We start from the raw sequence: 22,780 nt of genomic DNA on the forward strand, positions 1-22,780 counted from the left end.
TGACCGGGGTCGCGGCCCCGGACCGGCGGTGACGATCCGGCTTGACAGCCCTGCCCCGGCCGTGACACCACTATAAATAGGAAACTGAACGCCCGGGGCCCCTGCCCCGGGCGTCCGCTTCTCTGGCGCCCGCATCCGGGGCACCCTAGCCGCCCCCCGGACGGCCCACCCGAGCCCTGAACCCCTGACATGCCCAAGCACCTGCTCATCGTCGAGTCGCCCGCCAAGGCCAAGACGATCAATAAATACCTCGGCAAGGACTTCACCGTCCTGGCGTCCTACGGCCACGTCCGGGACCTGGTGCCGAAGGAAGGAGCGGTCGACCCCGACAACGGGTTCGCGATGCGCTACGACCTGATCGAGAAGAACGAGAAGCACGTCGATGCCATCGCCAAGGCCGCCAAGGGCGCCGACGACATCTTCCTGGCGACCGACCCGGACCGCGAGGGCGAGGCCATCAGCTGGCACATCGCCGAGATCCTGAAGGAACGCGGCCTGCTGAAGGACAAGCCGCTGCACCGGGTGGTGTTCACCGAAATCACCCCGCGCGCCATCAAGGAAGCCATGGCCCAGCCGCGACAGATCGCCGGCGACCTGGTCGATGCCCAGCAGGCGCGCCGCGCGCTCGACTACCTGGTCGGCTTCAACCTCTCGCCGGTGCTGTGGCGCAAGGTGCAGCGCGGCCTGTCCGCCGGCCGTGTGCAGTCGCCGGCGCTGCGCATGATCGTCGAGCGCGAGGAAGAGATCGAAGCCTTCATCGCCCGCGAGTACTGGAGCATCGAGGCCGAGTGCGCGCATCCGCGCCAGGCCTTCACCGCCAAGCTCACCAAGCTCGACGGGCAGAAGTTCGAGCAGTTCACCGTCACTGACGGCGATACCGCCGAAGCGGCGCGCCTGCGCATCCAGCAGGCCGCGCAGGGCATGCTGCACGTCACCGACGTGACCAGCAAGGAACGCAAGCGCCGCCCGGCGCCGCCGTTCACCACCTCCACCCTGCAGCAGGAAGCCTCGCGCAAGCTCGGCTTCACCACCCGCAAGACCATGCAGGTGGTGCAGAAACTGTACGAAGGCGTCAACATCGGCGACGAGGAAGGCACCGTCGGCCTGATCAGCTACATGCGTACCGACTCGGTGAGCCTGTCGCAGGACGCGCTGGCCGAGATCCGCGACGTCATCGCGCGCGACTTCGGCGTGCAGGCGCTGCCGGACAAGCCCAACGTCTACGTCACCAAGTCGAAGAACGCACAGGAAGCGCACGAAGCCGTCCGCCCCACCAGCGCACTGCGCACGCCGGCGCAGGTGGCCAAGTACCTGAGCGACGACGAGCGCAAGCTGTACGACCTGATCTGGAAGCGCGCCGTCGCCTGCCAGATGGTGCCGGCCACGCTCAACACCGTCAGCGTCGACCTCGCCGCCGGCAGCCAGCACAGCTTCCGCGCCAGCGGCACCACCGTGGTCGATCCGGGCTTCCTGGCCGTGTACGAGGAAGGCAAGGACCAGAAGAACGCCGAGGACGACGACGAAGGGCGCAAGCTGCCGCCGATGAAGCCCGGCGACACCGTACCGCTGGACCGCATCCACGCCGACCAGCATTTCACCCAGCCGCCGCCGCGCTTCACCGAAGCGGCGCTGGTCAAGGCGCTGGAGGAATACGGCATCGGCCGTCCCTCCACCTACGCCTCGATCATCCAGACGCTGATCTTCCGCAAGTACGTGGAAATGGAAGGCCGCGCGTTCAAGCCCAGCGACGTGGGCCGCGCGGTGTCCAAGTTCCTGTCCGGCCACTTCACCCAGTACGTGGACTACGACTTCACCGCCAAGCTGGAAGACGAGCTCGATGCCGTCTCCCGCGGCGAGGAAGAGTGGATCCCGCTGATGGAGAAGTTCTGGGGCCCGTTCAAGGAACTGGTGGACGAGAAAGCCGAGACCGTCGACCGCAGCGAAGCCACCGGCGCGCGCGAGCTGGGTACCGATACGAAGTCCGGCAAGCCGGTCAGCGTGCGGCTGGGCCGTTACGGGCCGTACGCGCAGATCGGCGACAAGGACACCGACGAGAAGCTGGAGTTCGCCTCGCTGCGCCCCGGCCAGTCCATGCACACCATCACCCTGGAAGACGCGCTGGAGCTGTTCAAGCTGCCGCGCAAGCTGGGCCAGGACAAGGATGAAGAGGTCAGCGTCGGCATCGGCCGCTTCGGTCCGTTCGCCAAGCGCGGCAGCGTGTACGCGTCGCTGAAGAAGGAAGACGATCCGTACACGATCGACCTGGCGCGCGCGGTGTTCCTGATCGAAGAGAAGGAAGAGATCGCGCGCAACCGCATCATCAAGGAATTCGACGGCAGCGACATCCAGGTGCTGAACGGTCGCTTCGGCCCGTACATCAGCGATGGCAAGCTCAACGGCAAGATCCCCAAGGATCGCGAGCCGGCGTCGCTGACCTTCGACGAAGTGACCAAGCTGCTGGAGGAAACCGGCAAGCCGGTGCGCAAGGGCTTCGGCAAGAAGGCGCCGGCCAAGAAGGCGGCGGTGAAGAAAGAAGCCGCGCCGAAGAAGGCCGCCGCCAAGAAGGCGCCGGCGAAGAAGGCCACCAAGAAAGCCGCCAAGAAGACCGCGACGAAAACCGCCCCCAAGAAAGCCGTCGCCAAGAAGACGACGGTGAAGAAGACCGCCACCGCCGCGACCGGCGACGACGCCCCGTTCTGACGCCGCGGGAAGGACCCAGGCCATGCCGATCGAAAGGACCATCGAGGAAGCCGCCGAGACCATCCGCAGCGGCGGCATCGTCGCCTATCCCACCGAAGCGGTGTGGGGGCTGGGCTGCGATCCGTTCGACGAGGGCGCGGTGCACCGGCTGCTGGCGATCAAGCAACGGCCGGTCGAGAAGGGCCTGATCCTGATCGCCGCCACGCTGGAACAGCTCAAGCCGCTGATCGACGTGTCCGCCGTGCCCACCGAGCGCCTGACCGAGGTGCTGTCCAGCTGGCCCGGCCCGTACACCTGGGTGATGCCGGCCACCGCGCAGGCACCGCGCTGGATCACCGGTGCGCACCGCGGCATCGCCGTGCGCGTCAGCGAGCACCCGGTCGTGGTGGGCCTGTGCCAGGCCTACGGCGGCGCGCTGGTGTCGACCAGCGCCAACCTCAGCGGCGAACCGGCGGTCAGCGAGCAGGCCGCGCTCGACCCTGCCCTGCTGGCGCGCGTCGACGCGGTGGTACCGGGCGCCACCGGCGGGCTGGACCGTCCCACCGCGATCCGCGACGCCCTGACCGGCCAGTCGCTGCGTGACTGACGGCCATACGGGCCGCGCCATCGCCTTTCCATCGTCCGCCCCGGCGCGCACCATGGGGACATGCCCCGCGCCCTCCTGCCCCTGCTGCTTGCCCTGCTGACCGCTTCGCCGTCGGCCACGCACGCGCAGTCGGCCGCCCCCCCTGCCACGCCGGTCACCATCTACCGCTGCGTCGCCGCCAACGGCACCGTCGCCCTGCGCGACTCGCCCTGCCTGAAGGGCGAGAAGCAGGAAGTCCGCGCGATGCAGCGCCCGCAGGATCCCCCGCGCGCCCCGGCCGTGGCGCCGCCGCCCGCCACACAGACCGTTCCCGCGCCACCGCCCGCCACCACCCGGGTGGTGTACCTCACCCCGCCCAAGCCGATGTACGAATGCACCACGCCGGAGGGCCAGGTCTATACCAGCGACAACGGCGACGGCAATCCGCGCTGGGTGCCGTACGGCATCGGCTACTCGGCCTATCCGGCGTGGCCGCGCAGCGGCGGCAGCGTCTCGGGCAGCGTGTCGATCGGCAACGGCAACCTCGCCTTCCAAAGCGGCGACCGCTCACGGCCGCGGCCACCCGGCGGTGGCCATCATCCGGGGCCGCGTCCCGGCCCGGTGTTCGTGCCCGGCGGCGGCTGGGTGCGCGATACCTGCCATCCGTTGCCGCAGGAAGAAGTGTGCGCACGCCTGTCCGATCGCCGCTACGAGATCCTGCGCCGTTACGGCGCCGCGCTGCCCAGCGACCGCCGCACGCTAGACTTGGAACAGCGCGGTATCGATGCGCGCCTGGCCAACGAGTGCAGATGAGCATGAAATCCGTCGTACGTTCCCTCGCAGTGCTGTCGATGCTCGGCCTGTCCTGGCATGCCGGCATCCCCGCCGCCCGTGCGGAGGTCGTCATCTACCGCTGCACCGACGCCAGCGGCGCGCTGACCCTGCAGAACGCGCCCTGCCCCAAGGGTATGAAGCAGGAACAGCGCACCATGCAGGGCATCAACACCGTGCCGATGGCCCCGGGCCAGGCCGGCACGGCGACGCCTAACGCAGCGCCCGCGGCCGCCGCGGCGACGACACCTGCTCCGGCTACGACCGCACCGACGCCACCCGCGGCCGACGCAGTACCGCCCTCGTCGGATGCGCGCCGCCTGCCGCCGCCGGTGCTGTTCCAGTGCACCACCCACGACAAGGACAGCTACGTCACCGAGGATCCGATTCCCGCCTCGCGCTGCGTGACGCTGCGCACCGTCGGCCTGGACGGCAACCCGCAGTCCGGCGCCGGCCAGGCCTGCGAAGTCGTCCGCGACACCTGCGCCCGCGTGCCCGATGGCGCGCTGTGCGATGCCTGGAAGAAGCGCCGCGACGAAACCGAAGTGGCCGCCCGCTTCGCCCGCCCCGAGAACGCCGAGAAGAACCGCGCCGACTTCGAGCGCGTGGCGCGCATCGTCGCCGAGAGCACCTGCGGCGCGTAAGCGGCACTCACCCGCGCGCCAGCGCCTGCAGCTGCCACGCTTCGCCCAGCCGCCCCTGCATGCCCGCCACCAGCGCATGCATCAGCAGCAGGCGCTTGTCCGCCTCGGGCAATGCGGCGCGCGCCGCGCGCGCGGCCTCGATGCCTTCGCGGTGATAGACCGCCAGCACCTGCACGGCGAGTTCGTCGCGTCCCGGTGCACGCGCGACCGGCACCTGGCCCAGCGCGCGCACCATCGCCTCGGCCGTGGACCACGTCGACCACGGGTTCTGTCCGGTGACCAGCCGGTCATCGACCACGGTGTTGTCCAGATACATCGTGCCTTCGACGTACTGCGCACCCTTTTCGACCATGCGGTCCTGCAGCAGGTACGGAAAGCGCACGCGCGCATCCTGGATCAGGAACAGTTCCTCGGCATTGCTGAAGCCGGTCACGCGACGGCCGCGCAGCAGCGGCGTGCCATCGTCCCGCATCACCTCCAGCAAGCCGGCAGGTCCATGGCAGACCGCGCCGATCACGCCGCCGCGCTGGTAGACGGTGCGCACGATGCGCTGCAGGTCGGGATCGTCGGGAAAGTCGAACATCGTGCCCTTGCCGCCGACCAGGTACACCGCCACGTAGCGCGTGGCATCCACCTCGCGCAGCGGCAGGCTGCCGTCGAGCTTGCGCCGTGCCGCCGCATCGTTGAGGAACGCGTAATCGGCGGCCACCGCGTCTTCGTCGTCCAGCCGCATCGGCGGTGATCCGCCCTGGGGACTGGCGATGTCCACCTCGTAGCCATTGGCCTGCAACACGTAATACGCGCGCGCCAGTTCGCTCAGTTCGAAGCCTGCTTTCTTGTCCCCGCCCGGAAAGTGCGAGGTACTGGTCACCACCGCGAGGATCTTGCCGCGTGTCGCCGGCATCGGCTCACGCATGAAATCCAGATCCGCCACCGTGCTGGCCGGGTCCGGCAGCGGCTGGCTGTCCAGGTCCAGCGTCTGCACGTAGAAGAAACCGCCCGCGCAGGCCAGCAATACACTCGCTGCGCAGGCCAGCAGGCCGCACGTGATCCATCGTTTCATGTCCGCACCCATCGTCCGTCGATACCCGCACGCTACGCACGGCATGTAAAACGAACTTCAATCGCGCCACGCGCGCGGTGGCTTGTCGGGATTGCGGACACCCGTGCGGGAACCGCCCCGGACGCGTCGCTAGAATCGGACATTTCCACCACCAGGACCTCCGATGCCGCACGATCCGACGCACCGCCTGCTGCGCGAAATGCGCCTGCTGCGCCTCTACGCCGGCGCACTGACGCTGGCCTTCATCGCCGTGCTGCTGACGGCGTTCAAGGCGCCGGACCCGCACTTCCAGCGGTTGTCGGTGGAGCGGCTGGACATCGTGGATGCCGATGGCGCCACGCGCGTGGTGCTGGCCAACCAGCAGCGCTTTCCGCCGCCCATGTTGAACGGCGAAACCTTCAAGCGCGCCGTCACCCCGGCCGGGCTGGTGTTCTACGACCGCAAGGGCAACGAAGTGGGCGGACTGGCGCTGACCGACGTGGAGGCCGGCAAGGTCTCCGCGCTCGCCTTCGATAATCCCAACATGGATGCGATCGGCCTGATGACGCGCATCGGCGCCGACGGCGAACCGATCAGCAGCGGCCTGCAGATCAACCAGGCCGTGCCGTCGCACGTGAAGGTGCTGGACGCGGCCAAACAGGCCACCCGCCGCATCGCCGTGCAGAACCAGCACAACGATGCCGAGATCCTGCTGGCCGACGCCCGCGGCAAGGACCGCATCCGCCTGCGCGTGGATCGCACCGGCGACGCCCGCATCGAAGTGCTGGATGCCGACGGCCGCGTGGTGTTCAGCGCGCCGGAGGCGGCCGCCCGTACGCCGTAACGCAGCGGCCATCCGATGCGATGCACGCAGTGGGAGGCTCGCGCATCGCCTGCATCCGGATGCTTCGGCTCATGCTCATAACGAGCCTCCACGGATCAGGTGCAGCTGAGCCACCGCAACGAACGCTAGAGCGAACCACAGGACTGCGAAAACCGCTCCCACCAAAGCGCCGCCCAGCTTGGATCCCGCTGATCGCGCGAAAATCCGGGCATTGAGTGCAGCGAACAGCAGAATCGCCAGTCCCGCGAATGCGAAATGGAAAGGGCGATAAAGCAGTATGTCCAAGCCAATGCCTGGATGGTGGCCAAGAAGTGCGGTCGCCATTTCCGCCAGCGCGGGAATGAGCATGAGGCTGATGCCAAGAAGTAGATTCTGGCCAAGCAATTTCATACCGCACGCCACGACCCGACGACGCCTCAGAACCCGTACCGCAAAAATCCGCCATCCACCGCAATGCATTCACCGGTGACGTAACTGGCGGCAGGCAGGCACAGGAACGCGACGGCGCCGGCGACTTCGTCCGGCTCGCCGATGCGGCGCATCGGGGTGCGGGCGATGACCTCGTCGTAGTAGTCCGGGTCCGACAGCGGGCCGGAGGTGCGGCGCGTGCGGATGTACCACGGCGCCACCGCGTTCACGCGCACGCCGTCCTCGGCCCATTCGGCGGCCAGGTTGCGGGTGAGCTGGTGCAGCGCGGCCTTGGTCATGCCGTAGGGCGCGCCGCTGCGCACGGCAGTGATGCCGGACACGCTGCCGACGTTGACGATGCTCGAGGTCGCATGCTGCGCGAGCAGTGGATGCGCGTAGCGCGACAGCTCGAACGCGGAGAACAGGTTGGTCTCGAAGATGCCGCGCCATTCGTCCTCGGTGTAGTCCACCGCGGCGCGGGTGACGTTGCCGCCGGCATTGTTGACCAGGATGTTGAGGCCGTCGCCGTGGTCTTCCACCCAGTCGAGGATGGCGCGGCGGTCTTCGTCATCGGCGACATCGGCGGCCAGCGTGCCGATCTCGCGCTCGGGAAACTCATCGCCCAAGTCGGCGCGTGCGTCCTGCAGCGCGTCCACGTCGCGCGCCACCATCAGCAGGTCCGCGCCCAGCCCCAGCAGTTCGCGCGCGATCGCCAGGCCGATGCCCGCGCTGGCGCCGGTCACCAGCGCCCGTTGTCCGTCCAGCCGCCACCGGTTCGCCGCCACATGCGCCTCCTTCGTCGATGGGCGTAGCATAGCGCCACGCCCCAGGAGGACCGTCGCCGTGACCCGGATCCGCCTCACCCTGCTCGCCGCCGTGCTGCTGGCCTGCACCGCCTGCCGCGCCCCCGAACCCCCACCAACCGACGAACCGCCGGAACCGCAGGCGGATACGGACAGCGTCGCGGCCTGAGTCGTTGCTCACCCCGAACCTGTTTGGTCAGCCTTCAAGCGCGACGACTGAAGTTCCTTTCCACTCTTCCGTCCCGTCACGCGTTCGACACCATGAGCAGACCTGGCCGCCCACCCGACATCGAAGCCGATATCCGCTTCCTGAGCACCGATGAGGGCGGCAGATCGGGTCCGGCCCTTTCCGGATACCGACCAACTCATGATTTCGGCGTCGAGGGCATGCTCAATGACGCGCACCACGAGTACATCGGTGTCGACTCGGTCTCCCCCGGGGCCACAACGAGAGCGCAGCTCTGGCTTCTCGCGCCCGAGTATCAGGCAGGCCGTCTCTATCCTGGATTCGCGTTCACCGTCCAGGAGGGCTTGCACATCGTGGCGCACGGCGAGGTCGTATACGTGCTCAATGCCACGCTGCGGGCGACTGTCTGAGGGTCCTTTCGGGCCGTCCGACTACCCCAGTTCGCACAACGGCGTTTCATCACTGCGCAGCGTCAGCACGCGCGCGCCGGTGCGCGTCACCGCGACGGTGTGCTCGAACTGCGCGGACAGCGTGCCGTCGCGCGTATGCACCGGCCACTGGTCCGGGTGCGAGCGGATCGCGGCGCGGCCCTGGTTGAGCATCGGTTCGATGGTGAACACCATGCCTTCCTCCAGCACCAGACCGGTACCGGGCCTGCCGTAGTGATGCACGTGCGGGGCTTCGTGCATCTCGCGGCCGATGCCGTGGCCGCCGTACTCCCTGACCACGCTGTAGCCCTGTTGGCGCGCGTACTGCGCGATGGCGTGGCCGATGTCGCCCAGGCGCGCGCCGGGACGCACGGCAGCGATGCCCTTCCACATGGCGTGGTACGTGGCCGCCACCAGCCGTCGCGCCGGATACGCCACCTCACCCACCAGGTAGGTGGTGCTGGAATCGGCGAGGTACCCGTTCTTCTCCAGCGTGATGTCGAGGTTGACGATCTGTCCGCTGCGCAGCACGTCCTGATGCGAGGGCATGCCGTGGCAGACGACGTCGTCGATGGAGGCGTTGAGCACGTACGGGAAGCCGTACTGCCCCTTGCTGGCCGGGCGCGCGTGCAGCTCGTCCACGATCATGCGCTCGACGGCATCGTTGATCGCCATCGTGCTCATGCCTTCCAGCGAGAGCCGGCCGAGCCGGTCGAACACGGACGCCAGCAGCGCGCCGGCCTCCGCCATGCGCGCCAGTTCGGCCTCGGTCTTGATCACGTGTGGCCGGCGCGCAGCGGTGCCGGCTGCACCCCGGCGGCACGCAGCTCGTTGGCCACGATGTCCTGGAAGCTCAGTTCCGGATGCATCTCGCAGAGCATGCCGACCTTGATCCAGAAGTTGGCCTGCGCGTTGATCGAGCGGTGACTGACGGTGCAGGCACGACGCAACTGGTCGTGCAGCGCGTCGTCGATGTTGACGATGCCCATGGGGAGCTCTCGGGGAACAGGAATATATGAATCATATACGATCCATAGTCCCGCCTCCAGTAGGGGTGTGCGCCAGCGGGCGGACGCGATCCCGCGCCCGCCGTCCGGCGATCGCCAGGCGTGTCCAGACCCCGCCTCCTCCCACCCACCGTCCCTCCTCCTCGACGTCCAGGATCGGTTTGGCAGCCACGTGCCTGCGATGCTGGCCGCTGGCGCCGGCACGCTTCCGCACAAGATGCCCTGCAGAATCCATCGCGCCGCCGGTATGACGATGGATCGTCGTCGGCGTCCGGGGGGCGCCGGGGAAGATCCCGATGCGCGACGCCGCCCGTGATGCGGCGTCGGCAACCTTGCAGACCGAGTCCGGAACCCGGTGCGCCGAGGCCTGGACTCGGAGCATCACCTGCAGAACCCCGCGCGTTGTATTCCGGACGCCTTGCGCCCCGTGTCGAACCCGACGTTCCGGGTTCCGGGCCCGGCATTCCGAGTTCTGAACTCGGAACGCGACGTTGCCAACCCGGATCGCTGAGTTGAAGACGCGATATCCGGGGCTCCGGACGCGGCGCGCCCTGCGTCGGACGCCGCGCTGCGGGTTCCGAACTCGGGACGCGCCGTTTCCGGCCCAGGTCGCCGTGTTGAAGACCCGACGTTCCCCGTTCCGGACGCCATGCCCCGAGCGCCGGACACGGCGCGTCGCGTGCCGCAGGCGAGCGGCGAACCCGCAAACGCAACGGGCCGCGCGGTTGCCCGCGCGGCCCGTCGATCACACGATGTCGGAAGAACTCAGAACCCGCAGAAGCAGTACGCCAGGCTCTTCACCGGGGCGCCATGGCGGTCGTTCACGGCCTCGTCGACGAAGCGCAGCTGCGCGTCCATCTCCGGCAGGCTGCGCGCCAGCAGCGCGCGGGCGAAATCGGAGTCCTTCAGCCAGGCGCTACCGATCCGGCTGCCGGCGAAGCCGCCCATGAACTGCGAGAACGGCGAGGACATCTTCTCAATGTAGCGCACGCGGTACTTGCCGGCCTCGCCCAGCTTGGCGCGCTTGGCGGCGTCGGCGATGGCGGCGTCGAAGCCGGCCAGTTCGTCGACCAGGCCGCGCTCCTTCGCCTGCGCGCCGCTCCACACGCGACCGCGGGCGACGGCGTCGATCTCGTCGACCGGCTTCTTGCGCGCCTCGGCGACCTTGCCGGTGAAGTCGGCGTAGCCCTTGTCGATGACGGACTGGATCACCTGGCCGACGGCCGGGTCCAGCGGGCGGCTGATGTCGAACGCGCCGGCGAAGCGGGTGGTGCCCACGCCGTCGGTGCGCACGCCGATCTTCTCCAGCGTGCGCGGCACGGTGGGGATCAGGCCGAAGATGCCGATGGAACCGGTGATGGTGGACGGATCGGCGTAGATGCGGTCGGCATTCATGCTGATCCAGTAGCCGCCGGACGCGGCCAGGTCGCCCATCGACACGACCACCGGCTTGCCGGCCTTCTTCAGCGCGGCCACTTCGCGGCGGATCTGCTCGGAGGCGTAGACGCCGCCGCCGGGCGAATCCACGCGCAGCACCACGGCCTTCACGTCCTCGTCGTCGCGCGCCTCGCGCAGCAGCGCCGAGGTGGACAGGCCACCGACGCGGCCGGCCGGCTGGTCGCCGTCGGTGATCTCGCCTTCGGCCACCACCACCGCGACCTGCGGACGCTTGTCGAGCGGATTGAGCTTGGCGTCGAGCTGGGTCAGGTAACCGGTCAGGCCGATGGCGCGGAAGCCGGTATCCGAATCCTCATCGGCCACGCCGCGTTCGATCAGCAGGTTCTCCACGTCTTCCTGCGTCTTCAGACCGTCCACCAGCTTCTGCTGCAGGGCGTACTTGGCCAGGTCGCCACCGGCGGCGGCGATGCCTTCGGGCATCGTGTCGATGCCGGCGGCCAGCGCCTCGGGCGTGGTCTTGCGGACCTTGGCGATGTCGGCCAGCAGGCGCTGCCACACATCGTTCATCCAGAACAGATCGGCTTCCTTGGCTTCCTTCGACGCGGCGTCCAGCACGTAGGGTTCGGCGGCGGACTTGTACTCGCCCACCTTGAACAGGTGCACGTCCACGCCCAGCTTGTCCTGCAGGCCCTCGCGGTAGTACTGGCGGTAGCGACCCAGGCCCTCCAGCATCAGGCTGCCCATCGGGTCGATGTAGACCTCGTCGGCCTGCGCGGCCAGCAGGTACTGGGTCTGGCTGAGGTTCTCGCCGAAGGCGACGATCTGCTTGCCCGAGGCGCGGAACTTGGCCAGCGCGGCGGCGACTTCGCGCAGCGAGGCGTAGCCGGTGGGCTGCAGCTGGTCCACGCGCAGCAGCATGCGTTCGATCTTCTCGTCCTTCTGCGCCGCGTCGATGGCGCGCAGCAGGTCGCGCAGCTGCACTTCCTCGGCGCTCTTGTCGCCGAACGCCTTGGCCAGCGCGCGGGTGGCGGGATCGGCGGTGAACTGCTCCACCAGGCGGCCTTCCGGCGCCAGCACGAAGGTGGTGCGTTCCATCAGCGGCTTCACCCCGCCACTGCCGGCGGCGATGACGAAGACGATGAAGATCAGGAACAGCAACCCGAAGAAGATCAGGTTGAGGACCAGCTTGCGGGTGAAGTTCATCACATCCCACAGGCCGGCGAAGAAGGCGACGACCGGATTGCGGCGGGGAGGGGGGGCGGGTGCGACTTGGCTCATGGAAAACTCCGGAAAACTGACCCCACTGTAGCGTGCGGGTGTGAGGGTTTCATGCCCCTTTGGTCACCCGTCAGGCTGACCTGACGGCCTGCCAGCGCCGGCTGCTGCGCTCGAAGCGCCAGCCCAGCAGCACGGCGGCGGCGGTCAGGCCGACGATCAGCCCCAGCCACATGCCCTGCGGACCCCAGCCCAGCCCCAGGCCCAGCCCCGCACCCAGCGGCATCCCCAGGCCCCAGTACGACAGCACCGCCAGCCACATCGGCACGCGGGTGTCCTTCAGCCCGCGCAGCGCGCCGGCCGACAGCACCTGGATGCCGTCGGGGAACTGGAAGGCGGCGGCGAACAGCAGCAGCGTGCCGGCCAGCGCGGCCACCGCCAGGTCGTCGGTGTACAGCGACACCACCAGGTCGTGGCCCAGCAGCAGGAACAGCGCGGAGATCGCCTGCGTGGCCAGCACGATGACGTAGCCGGCGTGCGCGGCGCGGCGGATGCCCTGCGTATCGCCGGAACCGACCGCATGGCCCACGCGCACGGTGGTGGCTTCGGCCACGCCCATCGGGATCATGAAGCACAGCGCCGACACGTTGATGGCGATCTGGTGCGCCGCCGCCGGCGTGGCGCCCAGCCGCGCGATCAGCAGCGCGGTGACGATGAACAGACTGCCTTCCATCAACACGGTGATGCCGATCGGCAGGCCGGTGCGCAGCAACTGCAGGATGGGCTCGCGGCGTGGCGGATCGAAGTGCGCGAACAGCTGCAGGTCGGCGAAGCGGCGCGCGCGGGTCAGGTAGATCGCAAACGCGATGGCCTGCAACCACATGGTCAGCGCCGAGGCGATGCCCAGGCCGCCGGCGCCCAACTCGGGAAACCCGAACTTGCCGAACGCCAGCACGTAGCCCACCGGCGCCAGCACCAGCAGGCCGCCGAAGCCGAGGATCATGGTCGGCAGCGTCCAGTGCGTGCCCTCGCTGAGATAGCGCATGCAGAAGTAGAACGTCAGCGCCGGCACGCCCCAGCGGATGCCGTGCAGGAACGCGGTCGCACCCGGGATGATGTCCGGCGCAATGCCGAACGCGGCCAGCGCATACGGCGCCACGCTGAGGAAGGCGAACATCAGCAGGCCCAGGCCCAGCGACAGCCACAGCGCCTGGCGGAACAGCGGCGCGATCTCGCTGCGCCGGTTCGCGCCATCGAGCTGCGACACCGAGGCGGTGAGCGAGATCAGCGTGCCGATCGGCACCATCATCGGCAGCCACAGCAGGGCCGTGCCCACGGTGACGGCCGCCAGCGTGGCGGTGGCGTGGTGGCCGGCGATGACGTTATCGACGAAGCCGATCAGGCCGGTGGACACATGGCCCAGCACGAGCGGCAGGGCGAGCGTGGCCGTCGAGCGCACTTCCTGGCCGAAGCGCGGGGTCGGAGAGGGGGAAAGGGACATGGGGATCAACCACCGGACTACGGTCGCGCGGTTGCGCGCTGGCACCGGGTCACGGGAGGCCGGTATCTTACCCGCTCGCCCGCCGCGCCACCCCAACGCCCCATGACCCCATCGCACGATGCCGTGCACGCTGCCGCGTGCGACAACTGCAAGACACCGCTGCAGGGCGGCTTCTGCCACCAGTGCGGGCAGAACGCGCACAACCCGCTACGCAGCTTCGGGCATGCGGTGGAGGAGGTGTTCGAGTCGTTCTGGCACCTGGACGGCCGCATCTTCCGCACCCTGCGCACACTGCTCTCGCCAGGCAAACTGGCCAACGCCTACCTGGCCGGCCACCGCGCGCCGTACGTGGCGCCGCTGCGGCTGTTCGTGATCCTGAGTGTGCTGACGTTCTTCGTGGGCAAGTTCGCCACCGGCGGCGGCGACCCGCTGAGCCCGCCCGCGGTTGCCGGCGGCACGGGAGGCAGCACCACCGTCCAGGTGACCGGGGCAGGAGACGAGGGCGTGGATTTCGACGCCTTGACCAGCGCCGACGACGTCATCCGCCTGCGCGACCGCACCATCGACGGACTGCTGGCCGCACGCGCCGCCCTCCCACCGCCGCTGGCGTTCGCACGCGAGCAGGTGGAGAACAACATCCGTAGCACCCAGGCGCGGGCACGCGCGCGGATCGCCGCGCTGCAGCCCGACCATCCGGCGCTGGCCGAACCCGACCGGATTCCGGAGAACGGGCCGATGCCGGACTCCACCGGCTCGCTGTTCTCGCAGAACGGCAAGCCCTGGCACCAGACCGACAATCCGGTCCAGGTGGACTGGCTGCCCGCCTTCGGCAACCGCTGGTTGAACAAGAAGATCGCGCGGGCGCAAGACAACATCCCGCGCCTGCAGAAGGATCCGGAGCTGTTCAAGAACGCGCTGATGGGCGCCGTGCCGTCGGCGCTGTTCGTGCTGGTGCCGGTGTTCGCGCTGCTGCTGAAACTGGCCTACCTCGGCACGGGCCGCGTGTATCTGGAACACCTGGTGGTGGCGCTCTACAGCCACGCCTACCTGTGCCTGTGCGTGCTGGTGTTCTTCGCCCTGTCCTTCCTCGACGGCCTGCTGCCGGCGCAGGCGACCGTGGCGCGCGCACCGGTGTGGATGGCCGAGCTGCTGATCATGTGCTGGATGCCGGTGTACCTGTTCTGGATGCAGCAGCGCGTCTATCGCCAGCACCCGGTCGTCACGCTGCTGAAGTACCTGGCCCTGGGCATGCTGTACTTCTTCCTGGTCGTCACCGCCATGGTCCTGCTGTCCCTGACCAGCCTGGTGAACGCGTAGCGGCGCGCTGAGCCTGGCGAGGCGTCTTCGTAGCGTGCGCCGTGCGCACGAGGGGCGTCGCGCGAGGGTGGGGTCATGAGGTCGTGCGCATGGCGAACGCTACGGGCGAACGCCTTGAGGAGTCCGTGGCGATTTGATGTACCGCGTCGTCACGCGAGCACGACGCCTCGAATGCCGTTCGTGGTGAGCCTGTCGAACCACGCACTTTGCGATGGATCGTCAGGCCGCGGTGGTCGGGCTTTGGCGCGAACAGCGTGGTTCGACGGGCTCGCCACGAACGGGATCTCTCTTGTTCGATCATGCGCGCCGTCGAAACATGCACGCCGTCGTAGCGTGCGCCGTGCGCACGACCTCACGACCCCACAACCACCCCATCCGCTTCGTGCGCATGGCGCACGCTACGTGGGACGCGGTCGATCCGCTTCCACGTTCCGGCGCTCCCCGTGTCAGCGGTCGCGCCGCTGGCGCAGCCACGTGCGGCGCTGGCCTTCGGGTACGGCGAGCAGTTCGCGACGGAAGGCGGCGCGGTCCTGCGGGGGCAGGCGCTGCGCCAGCGCGGCGAGGTCGTCGCGCTGTTCGGCGTCCATCCGCCGCAGCAGCGACAGCAGGGCGTCGCGTTCGCCGGGCGGTACGTAGGCGAACAGCGGCTGCAGGCGCGGCCAGTCGGCGCCGAGGTCAGGCCCGAGTCGCCAGCCTTGCCGCTGCATGCCATCCAGCACGCGGAACTGGGTGCGCAACGCGGCCTGGTGCTCCGGCGGCAAGGCGGCGATCTCGCTGGCGGCGGCGCGCAGGCGTGCACGCTGCACTTCGTCGAGCGCGCGCCAGGCGGCATAGCGCGCGCGGCGGTCTGCCTGTTCCTCGTGGGGCAAGGCGTCCCAGGCCAGACGCCGCTGCTGCCACGCGGCCTGCGCGGCCGGCGACATCGCCGCCCAGCGGGTCGCGTATGTAGCGTCCTGGGCAAATGACGTCGCCATGGCGGCCAGCAAGGCCAGGCCGGCGGCCACGACGCGTCCCCGACGCCGGTCAGCGTGTCGCATCGGGGTCTCCTGCGTCGGTTGTCGCGGCGGAGGTGGCGCCGGCCCCGGCGACGTACCAGGCCAGGAAATCCGCTTCACGTGCGCGCGCTTCGTCGTCGGCATCGGCGAGCAGCAGGAAATCGGGGTGCGCCTCGGGCGCGGTCATCGGCTCCGCGCGTGCGGCAGGCGCCTCCGCCGGTGGCAGTTCGACAGACGCGATCTCGGGATCCGGCGGCAGCATGGCGACGCCCGGTTCGTCCGTGGGGAGCGCCTGGGGCAACGGGGACGACGGCAGTCCCGGTCCCCGCCACGCCCACAGCGCGGCACCGGCCGCCGCCGCCAGCACGACCGCGGCCAACAGGACCCAAGGCCACCGGTGTGGCGCCGGGGTCGCCGCAGGCTCGACGGCCTGCGCCACGACGGCGGGGGGCAGGCGCGTGCCGGCCAGCGCTTCTTCGCGCAGGCGGGCGAGCGTGGCCAGCCGGTCGGCCGGCAGTTCGCGCAGGTGCTGCTGGATGGCGTCGGCCAGCACCCGCCAGGCGGCGGCATCGGGATGTCCCAGGCTGTCGCGCGGGCAGGCACGGGCCAGGGCATCGCGGTACGCGGCACCGTCGAGACCCAGCACGTCGGCGGCCTCGGCCTCCTGCAGGCCACCGGCGAGGCGCAGCAGCAGGGCGGCACGGTCGGCCGGTGCGGGCCGGGCCAGCGCGGCGAACGCGCCGGGCCAGCGCGCGTTGGGGCCGTCGGTCCGCAGCTGCGGGGTGGCGGAGAGCAGCGACCAGAAGCGCGCCGGCCAGTCGGCCATCGGCAGGGCGGCCGCCTTGCTCCGGAATGCCCGCAGGGCGGCGGCCAGGGCGACATCGCCGCGGTCGGCGTCGCCGCACTGGAGTTCGGCGAAGACGGCTCCGCGGCGTTCGCAGCCGCGCAGGAAGGCGGCGAGCGCAGCGGGGGGAAGGGGCGCGGCGGAGTCGGAAGGGGCCATCGTGGAACCGGTTGCGGATGGGTCGATCATAGTGACCCGGCGCACCGGTATGGACGCTTGACAGAGCGCCGAAATCTGCTCTCTGCGGCGCCACAAGGGTTTCCGCGAAAAACGTTGTGCACAGCGGTCATCGTTTCGTCATGCAGACGGACGGCCGCCCCCCGGGGCTCAATGTTTCAGTTCGGTTTCACGCCTAACTGCATGATTCAAATGGAAAAAGGGTTGATGGCACTTTTTTGGCCAACCCGGCCCGGACGCTTGCAGCAGCGCCGTCGCGCCGTGAAGCATGGGCGCCATGCACAGATTTATCCACAGCAGGTGTGGATAAACCGGAATCTCCTTCCGGGATGGGCACTTGCGTGATTTTCGTCAAGATTTTGACAGGACATCACCGCAACTATGTGAGATCTGACCCGCGTCCGGGCGGGCCGATACACTGCACGCAATGTCGCCTGTTTCCGTCCTGCAAGTCGCCCTGCCCGTGCCGCTGCCACGGCTGTTCGACTACCTGCCTCCGGCAGGCCACGCCGCCTCGCCCGGGGACGTCGGCAAGCGGGTGGGCGTGGTGTTCGGCAACCGGGCGCTGACCGGTTTCATTGCCGGGGTGGCTCCGCCCGCCGATCCCGGCCTGGAGCTGCGCCACGCGGAGGCCCTGCTGGACGCCGCCCCGCTGCTGCACGGGGAGCTGCTGGACTCGCTGCACTGGCTGGCGCGCTACACCCACGCCCCCCTGGGCGAAGTGGTGGCGACCGCCCTGCCGGTCCTGCTGCGCCAGGGCGAGCCGCTGCCGGACACCCACGCCTGGCACTGGCGCCTGACCGAGGCTGGTCGGCTGCAGCGGGATCGCCTGCGCGCCGGCAGCCGCCCGCGCCGCCTGGCCGACCTGCTGGCCGAACACGCTTCGCTCGACGAGGACGTGCTGGATCTTCATCTGGACGCCGGCCGGGCCACCGCCCGGGACCTGGGCAAGCGCGGGCTGGCGGAACGTTTCGCTGCCGCTGCCTCCCCGCCGCTGCCCTCGCCGCGACCGGGCCCGGCGCTCAACGACGAACAGCAGGCGGCCGCGCTCGCGATCACCGGCACGGCCGGCTTCGGCGCGCTGCTGCTGGATGGCGTGACCGGCAGCGGCAAGACCGAGGTGTACCTGCAGGCGATCGCCGACTGCCTGCGACGCGGGCGGCAGGCGCTGGTGCTGGTGCCGGAGATCGGCCTGACCCCGCAGACGCTGGCGCGCTTCCGCGAACGGCTGGGCGTGCCGGTGCACGCGTTGCACTCCGGCCTCAACGATGGCGAGCGCGCCCGCACGTGGGCGGCGTGCCTGCGTGGGGAGGCACGGGTGATCGTGGGCACGCGCTCGGCGGTGTTCACGCCGCTGCCGGAGGCCGGACTGATCGTGGTCGACGAGGAACACGACGGCAGTTACAAGCAGCAGGACGGCATCCGCTACCACGCGCGCGACTTCGCCCTGGTGCGCGGCAAGGCGCTGGACGTGCCGGTGGTGCTGGGCAGCGCCACACCGTCGCTGGAGACGCTGCACAACGCCCGCAGCGGCCGCTATGCGCACCTGCGCCTGTCGCGGCGTGCCGGCGAGGCGCAACCGCCGGCCGTGCGCGTGCTGGACATGCGCAAGCGCGCCCAGCAGGCCGGCCTGCTGGCCGACACGCTGCAGGCGATCCGGCAGGCGCTGGATGCCGACGGCCAGGTGCTGGTGTTCAAGAACCGCCGGGGTTACGCGCCGGTGCTGCTATGCCACGACTGCGGCTGGAGCGCGCACTGCAAGCGCTGCGACAGCGCGATGACCGTGCACGCCGGCGGCCGGCGCCTGCAATGCCATCACTGCGGCGCGCGCCAGGCGTCGCCACCCGCCTGCCCCGACTGCGGCGGGCTGGCGCTGCAGCCGCAGGGCATCGGTACGGAGCGGCTGGAGGAACTGCTGACCGAGCAGTTCACCGACGTGCCGGTGCTGCGGGTGGACCGCAGCACTACCCAGAAGCGCGACGGCCTGGCGCAGCAGTTGGCCAAGCTGGGCGACGCGCCCGGCATCCTGGTCGGCACGCAGATCCTGGCCAAGGGCCACGACCTGCCGCACCTGACCCGCGTGGCCGTGGTCGGCGTGGACGAGGGCCTGTTCTCCACCGACTTCCGCGCCGGCGAGAAGCTGGCGCAGCAGCTGATCCAGGTGGCGGGGCGCGCCGGACGCGCGGGCAAGCGCGGCGACGTGTGGCTGCAGACGCACCATCCGGACCATCCGCTGTTGAACACGCTGATCAGCGGCGGCTACCACGCCTTCGCCGAGGCCGAACTGGAGCAGCGGCAGATGGCCGGGTTTCCGCCGTTCGCCCATCTCGCCCTGCTGCGCGCGGAAGCCCAGCATGTCGAGGCTGCGCAGCAGTTCCTGCAGGCGGCGAAGCAGGCGTTGCGCCGGCACGATGCGACGCTGGAGCTGCACGGGCCGCTGCCGGCGCCGATGCCGCGCCGCGCCGGCCTGCACCGCGTGCAGTTGCTGCTGTCCTCGCCGGAGCGCCGCACGCTGCACCGCGCACTCGACCTCGCCCTGCCGGACATCCATGCCCTGCCCGAAGCGCGCCGCACGCGCTGGTCGCTCGATGTCGATCCCATGGACCTGTACTGATGACGCCGACACCCCGCGCCGCCCTCACGCCCGCCCAGCGCCTGCGCAGCATCTTCAGCGGTTCGGTCGGCAACCTGGTGGAGTGGTACGACTGGTACGTGTACGCGGCGTTCTCGCTGTACTTCGCTGAAGCGTTCTTCCCCGAGGACAACGACACCAGGCAGTTGCTCAACACGGCAATTATTTTCGCGGTGGGCTTCCTGATGCGTCCGCTGGGCGGCTGGCTGCTCGGCCGCTACGCCGACCGCCATGGCCGCAAGCGCGCCCTGATGCTGTCGGTGGTGATGATGTGCACCGGCTCGTTGATCATCGCCTGCACGCCGGGCTACGCCAGCATCGGCGTGGCCGCGCCGATCCTGTTGGTACTGGCGCGGTTGCTGCAAGGCCTGTCGGTCGGCGGCGAGTACGGCACGTCGGCGACCTACCTCAGCGAGATGGCCACGCGCGGACACCGCGGTTTCTGGTCCAGCTTCCAGTACGTGACGCTGGTGATGGGCCACCTGATCGCGCTGGCCGTACTGATCGCGCTGCAGCGCGTGTTCCTGACCGATGAGCAGTTGCGCGAATGGGGCTGGCGCATTCCGTTCGCGATCGGCGCGGTGGCGGCGCTGGTGGCGCTGTGGCTGCGCCGGAACATGGTGGAAACCGAATCGTTCGCGCGTGGCGAAGCCGCGGGCGCCTCGTCCCAGCAGGAGGCGCAGGGCACGTTGCGCGCGTTGATGCAGCATCCGCGTGCGGTGCTCGCCGTGGTCGGACTGACGATGGGCGGCACGCTCGCGTTCTACACGTACACGACCTACGTGCACAAATTCCTCGTCAACAGCGCCGGCATGGCCAGCGAGACGGCCAGCCTGATCAACGCCGCGACGCTCTTCTTCTTCATGCTGCTGCAACCGGTCGTAGGCGCGCTGTCGGACCGAATCGGCCGGCGCCGCATCCTCATCGCCTTCGGCGTGCTGGGCACGCTGTGCACCTGGCCGATCCTGTCGACGCTGCAGACCGTGTCCAGCCCCGTGCAGGCGTTCTGGCTGGTGATGGCCGCGCTGGTGATCCTGAGCGGTTACACCGCGATCAATGCGGTGGTGAAGGCGGAGATGTTCCCGGTCGAGATCCGCGCGCTCGGCGTCGGTCTTCCGTACGCGCTGACCGTGGCGATCTTCGGCGGTACCGCGGACATGGTGGCGCTATGGTTCAAGGACATCGGCCACGAGACCGGCTTCTACTGGTACGTCACCGCCTGCATCGCCTGCTCGCTGCTGGTGTATCTGTGGATGCCGGACACGCGCGAGACCTCGCTGATCGACCGCGACCCGGACTGACGCGCCCCGTCACGGTACAGTCGCCGGGTCCACGGGCGAGGGCAGAGGCCTCAGTTCGAGATCCTCCTCTGCCACCAGGATCCACGGCAGCATCACCAGCCAGGCCAGAAGCAGCGCCAGCACGACCAGGAAAATGCCTTTTCCGCCGGCTCCCCGTCTCCCTGGCCGTGCCATTGCCTTGCACCCTGCCCGACGTGCCCCTACCAACTGAATCCGGCACCTGCCGACAGACTCTTTTCGCCACCACCGAACGCCGCGCCCAGCGACAGGCTGGCGCGGTTGCCGATCACACGCTGGTAGCCCACCGCCATCGCCTGCTCACCACCCTGCGTACCGATGCCCACGCCTACGCGGTTCTTGCCGGCCAGGCCCGCGGTGTTCATCGCCATGCCGGCGTAGGCACCGCTCATGGCGGCCATGGTGTCGATGCGGCGGTCGAGGTGGTTGATGCGGCGGTCCACGTCGCCGCGGAAGGCGTTGAAGTCGTCGCTCAGTCCGGAGAGTTCGGTGAAGCGCGCATCGGTATAGGCATTGGCCGAGGCCAGCGTGGTGGCGTCGCCGGCATCGGCGTAGTCCTGCGCCGATGCCAGCGTGGCCGCATCGCCTGCCGTCATGTCAATGCGCACGGCCGCTTCGCGCGTGTCGGTATAACCGTTGGCGGTCGCCAGCGTGGCGGCATTGCCCGCCGCCATTTCGACGCGCACCGTGGCTTCGCGCGCGTCGGTGTATTCGTTCGCCGTCGCCAGCGTGGTCGCATCGCCTGCCGCCATGTCGAGGCGTACGGCCGCTTCGCGCGTATCGGTGTAGCCGTTGGCCGTCGCCAGCGTCGCCGCATCGGCCGCCGCCATGTCGTTGCGGACCGCGGCTTCGCGGGTGTCGGTGTAGTTGTTCGCTGTTGCCAGCGTGGCCGCGTCACCCGATGCCATGTCGTTGCGAACAGACGCTTCGCGCGTGTCGGTGTAGCCGTTGGCCGTGGTCAGCGTTGCCGCATCGCCTGCCCCCATATCATTGCGCACGGCAGCTTCGCGCGTGTCGGTGTAGTTGGTGGCGGTCCCCGCGACCGCGCTCAGCTGTCCGACGTTGACCGCATCGGTGGTGGCGGTACCGGCCGCGACGTTGGTGACCTGCCGCTGCTGGCCCGACGAGCCGACCGACACCACGTTCGCCCGGCCCCCGTCATTGCTGTTGTAGCCCAGCGCGACTGAGCCGCCGCCATTGGCCGATGCGCCGGTGCCAAGCGCGATGTTGTTGTGGGTGCCGGCGGAACCCGAGGCGCCTGAGAAGCCACAGCACCCTTCCGCCCCCTGTCCACCCGTGCCGGCGCTGCTGCCGTTGCCGATGGCGATGTTGTTGTTGCCGCCCATCCCGCCTGCGCCGCCGGTGCCGCCTGCGGAACCGTTGCCTGCGGCACCGCCATTGCCTGCGCGACTGTCCGCGCCAAGCGCCAGGTTCCCCGCACCACCCGCGCCGCCCGTGCCTCCCGTGCCGCCGGCAGTGCCGGTCGCGCCCTGCCCGCCGTTGCCTGCACCGCTGTTTTCGCCTATTGCGACGTTGCCGGTTTCGTTGCCTGGCCCACCGGGCGAGGACGACCAGCCTGGCACTGCTGGGCCGTCGCTGCCATTCGCGCCCACCGTACTACCCGACATACATGCCATGCCGCCGCTGGCCGTGTTCTGGCTGCACGGCTGCGTCGGTGTGGTACCACCGATCACTTGGGCGTCGGCCGACATCGTCAATACAAGCAGGCTGCCACCCGCAACGAGCGGCAGCATGAAGTGACGGACAGCAGTGATGTTGCGGCGATACGTACGCATGGCGATGCCCCCTGTGGCATACCGCCGGCCGCCGCGCCCATGGCGCGGCCACCCACCGGCGACGATGGCGCATACGGTAGGTGCCGCCTCCCGGCAGGGGTATCCCTGAAATCAGGTAAAGCGCGCC

At 69.4% G+C, this 22,780-nt stretch carries 20 protein-coding genes; 10 read left to right on the forward strand and 10 right to left on the reverse strand.

Annotated elements, in window-relative coordinates; all coding sequences use genetic code 11:
* Positions 1-189 precede the first annotated feature (189 nt).
* From ASD77_RS04025 to ASD77_RS04040, 4 genes are read left to right on the forward strand one after another with little or no spacing between them, the layout of a single operon-like run.
* Positions 190-2,700, forward strand: a complete 2,511-nt coding sequence (locus ASD77_RS04025) for a DNA topoisomerase I (RefSeq protein WP_055937642.1) — start codon at positions 190-192, stop codon at positions 2,698-2,700.
* 22 nt (positions 2,701-2,722) lie between these two features.
* On the forward strand, positions 2,723-3,286 hold the full coding sequence (locus ASD77_RS04030) for an L-threonylcarbamoyladenylate synthase (RefSeq protein ID WP_055937645.1): 564 nt from the start codon (positions 2,723-2,725) through the stop codon (positions 3,284-3,286).
* Between the two features lie 60 nt (positions 3,287-3,346).
* On the forward strand, positions 3,347-4,078 hold the full coding sequence (locus ASD77_RS04035) for a hypothetical protein (RefSeq protein ID WP_055937652.1): 732 nt from the start codon (positions 3,347-3,349) through the stop codon (positions 4,076-4,078).
* A complete protein-coding gene (locus ASD77_RS04040) occupies positions 4,075-4,740 on the forward strand; it encodes a DUF4124 domain-containing protein (protein ID WP_055937655.1) in 666 nt (221 codons plus the stop codon). The genes ASD77_RS04035 and ASD77_RS04040 overlap by 4 nt, the downstream gene beginning before the upstream one ends.
* A gap of 7 nt (positions 4,741-4,747) precedes the next feature.
* On the opposite strand, the gene ASD77_RS04045 is transcribed toward ASD77_RS04040, so the two are convergent.
* On the reverse strand, positions 4,748-5,803 hold the full coding sequence (locus ASD77_RS04045; RefSeq protein ID WP_162247585.1) for a type 1 glutamine amidotransferase domain-containing protein: 1,056 nt from the start codon (positions 5,801-5,803) through the stop codon (positions 4,748-4,750).
* Positions 5,804-5,966: 163 nt separating this feature from the next.
* On the opposite strand from ASD77_RS04045, the gene ASD77_RS04050 reads away from it, so the two are divergent.
* Positions 5,967-6,626 (forward strand): hypothetical protein, encoded by a 660-nt coding sequence (locus tag ASD77_RS04050; protein WP_055937661.1) that lies wholly within the window; start codon positions 5,967-5,969, stop codon positions 6,624-6,626.
* 75 nt (positions 6,627-6,701) lie between these two features.
* On the opposite strand, the gene ASD77_RS04055 is transcribed toward ASD77_RS04050, so the two are convergent.
* Positions 6,702-7,016: a hypothetical protein gene (locus ASD77_RS04055; RefSeq protein ID WP_156383458.1), complete on the reverse strand. Its 315-nt coding sequence runs from the start codon at positions 7,014-7,016 to the stop codon at positions 6,702-6,704.
* 26 nt (positions 7,017-7,042) lie between these two features.
* On the reverse strand, positions 7,043-7,819 hold the full coding sequence (locus ASD77_RS04060; RefSeq protein WP_156383459.1) for an SDR family oxidoreductase: 777 nt from the start codon (positions 7,817-7,819) through the stop codon (positions 7,043-7,045).
* 58 nt (positions 7,820-7,877) lie between these two features.
* Between ASD77_RS04060 and ASD77_RS18590 the strand changes: the two genes are divergently transcribed.
* Positions 7,878-8,006, forward strand: a complete 129-nt coding sequence (locus ASD77_RS18590; protein ID WP_268793360.1) for a hypothetical protein — start codon at positions 7,878-7,880, stop codon at positions 8,004-8,006.
* Between the two features lie 92 nt (positions 8,007-8,098).
* Positions 8,099-8,434, forward strand: a complete 336-nt coding sequence (locus tag ASD77_RS18010; RefSeq protein ID WP_156383460.1) for an elongation factor Tu — start codon at positions 8,099-8,101, stop codon at positions 8,432-8,434.
* Positions 8,435-8,455: 21 nt separating this feature from the next.
* On the opposite strand, the gene map is transcribed toward ASD77_RS18010, so the two are convergent.
* From map to ASD77_RS04085, 4 genes are all read right to left on the reverse strand, one after another.
* Complete coding sequence (gene map / locus ASD77_RS04070; protein WP_055937674.1) at positions 8,456-9,232, reverse strand: type I methionyl aminopeptidase; 777 nt, start codon at positions 9,230-9,232, stop codon at positions 8,456-8,458.
* Positions 9,229-9,441, reverse strand: a complete 213-nt coding sequence (locus ASD77_RS04075) for a ParD-like family protein (RefSeq protein WP_055937677.1) — start codon at positions 9,439-9,441, stop codon at positions 9,229-9,231. The genes map and ASD77_RS04075 overlap by 4 nt, the downstream gene beginning before the upstream one ends.
* A gap of 783 nt (positions 9,442-10,224) precedes the next feature.
* Complete coding sequence (gene sppA / locus ASD77_RS04080) at positions 10,225-12,135, reverse strand: signal peptide peptidase SppA (RefSeq protein ID WP_055937680.1); 1,911 nt, start codon at positions 12,133-12,135, stop codon at positions 10,225-10,227.
* A gap of 70 nt (positions 12,136-12,205) precedes the next feature.
* Positions 12,206-13,573: an MATE family efflux transporter gene (locus tag ASD77_RS04085; RefSeq protein WP_055937683.1), complete on the reverse strand. Its 1,368-nt coding sequence runs from the start codon at positions 13,571-13,573 to the stop codon at positions 12,206-12,208.
* Between the two features lie 102 nt (positions 13,574-13,675).
* On the opposite strand from ASD77_RS04085, the gene ASD77_RS04090 reads away from it, so the two are divergent.
* Positions 13,676-14,890, forward strand: coding sequence for a DUF3667 domain-containing protein (locus ASD77_RS04090; RefSeq protein WP_055937686.1), 1,215 nt, complete (start codon positions 13,676-13,678; stop codon positions 14,888-14,890).
* A 446-nt stretch (positions 14,891-15,336) separates the two neighbouring features.
* On the opposite strand, the gene ASD77_RS04095 is transcribed toward ASD77_RS04090, so the two are convergent.
* Both ASD77_RS04095 and ASD77_RS04100 read right to left on the reverse strand, forming a co-directional pair.
* The gene (locus ASD77_RS04095) at positions 15,337-15,927 is read right to left on the reverse strand and encodes a DUF3106 domain-containing protein (protein WP_235578474.1); all 591 of its coding nucleotides are present in this window, start codon (positions 15,925-15,927) and stop codon (positions 15,337-15,339) included.
* Positions 15,914-16,888 carry a hypothetical protein gene (locus ASD77_RS04100; RefSeq protein WP_055937692.1) on the reverse strand — a complete coding sequence of 325 codons (975 nt, stop codon included), beginning with the start codon at positions 16,886-16,888 and terminating at the stop codon, positions 15,914-15,916. The genes ASD77_RS04095 and ASD77_RS04100 overlap by 14 nt, the downstream gene beginning before the upstream one ends.
* A 445-nt stretch (positions 16,889-17,333) precedes the next feature.
* Between ASD77_RS04100 and ASD77_RS04105 the strand changes: the two genes are divergently transcribed.
* A complete protein-coding gene (locus tag ASD77_RS04105) occupies positions 17,334-19,520 on the forward strand; it encodes a primosomal protein N' (protein ID WP_055937695.1) in 2,187 nt (728 codons plus the stop codon).
* Positions 19,520-20,839, forward strand: a complete 1,320-nt coding sequence (locus tag ASD77_RS04110) for an MFS transporter (protein WP_055937698.1) — start codon at positions 19,520-19,522, stop codon at positions 20,837-20,839. The genes ASD77_RS04105 and ASD77_RS04110 overlap by 1 nt, the downstream gene beginning before the upstream one ends.
* A 200-nt stretch (positions 20,840-21,039) precedes the next feature.
* On the opposite strand, the gene ASD77_RS04115 is transcribed toward ASD77_RS04110, so the two are convergent.
* Positions 21,040-22,653: a YadA-like family protein gene (locus tag ASD77_RS04115; protein WP_156383461.1), complete on the reverse strand. Its 1,614-nt coding sequence runs from the start codon at positions 22,651-22,653 to the stop codon at positions 21,040-21,042.
* Between the last annotated feature and the right edge of the window lie 127 nt (positions 22,654-22,780).

This window comes from Pseudoxanthomonas sp. Root65 (assembly GCF_001427635.1).
Lineage (GTDB): Bacteria > Pseudomonadota > Gammaproteobacteria > Xanthomonadales > Xanthomonadaceae > Pseudoxanthomonas_A.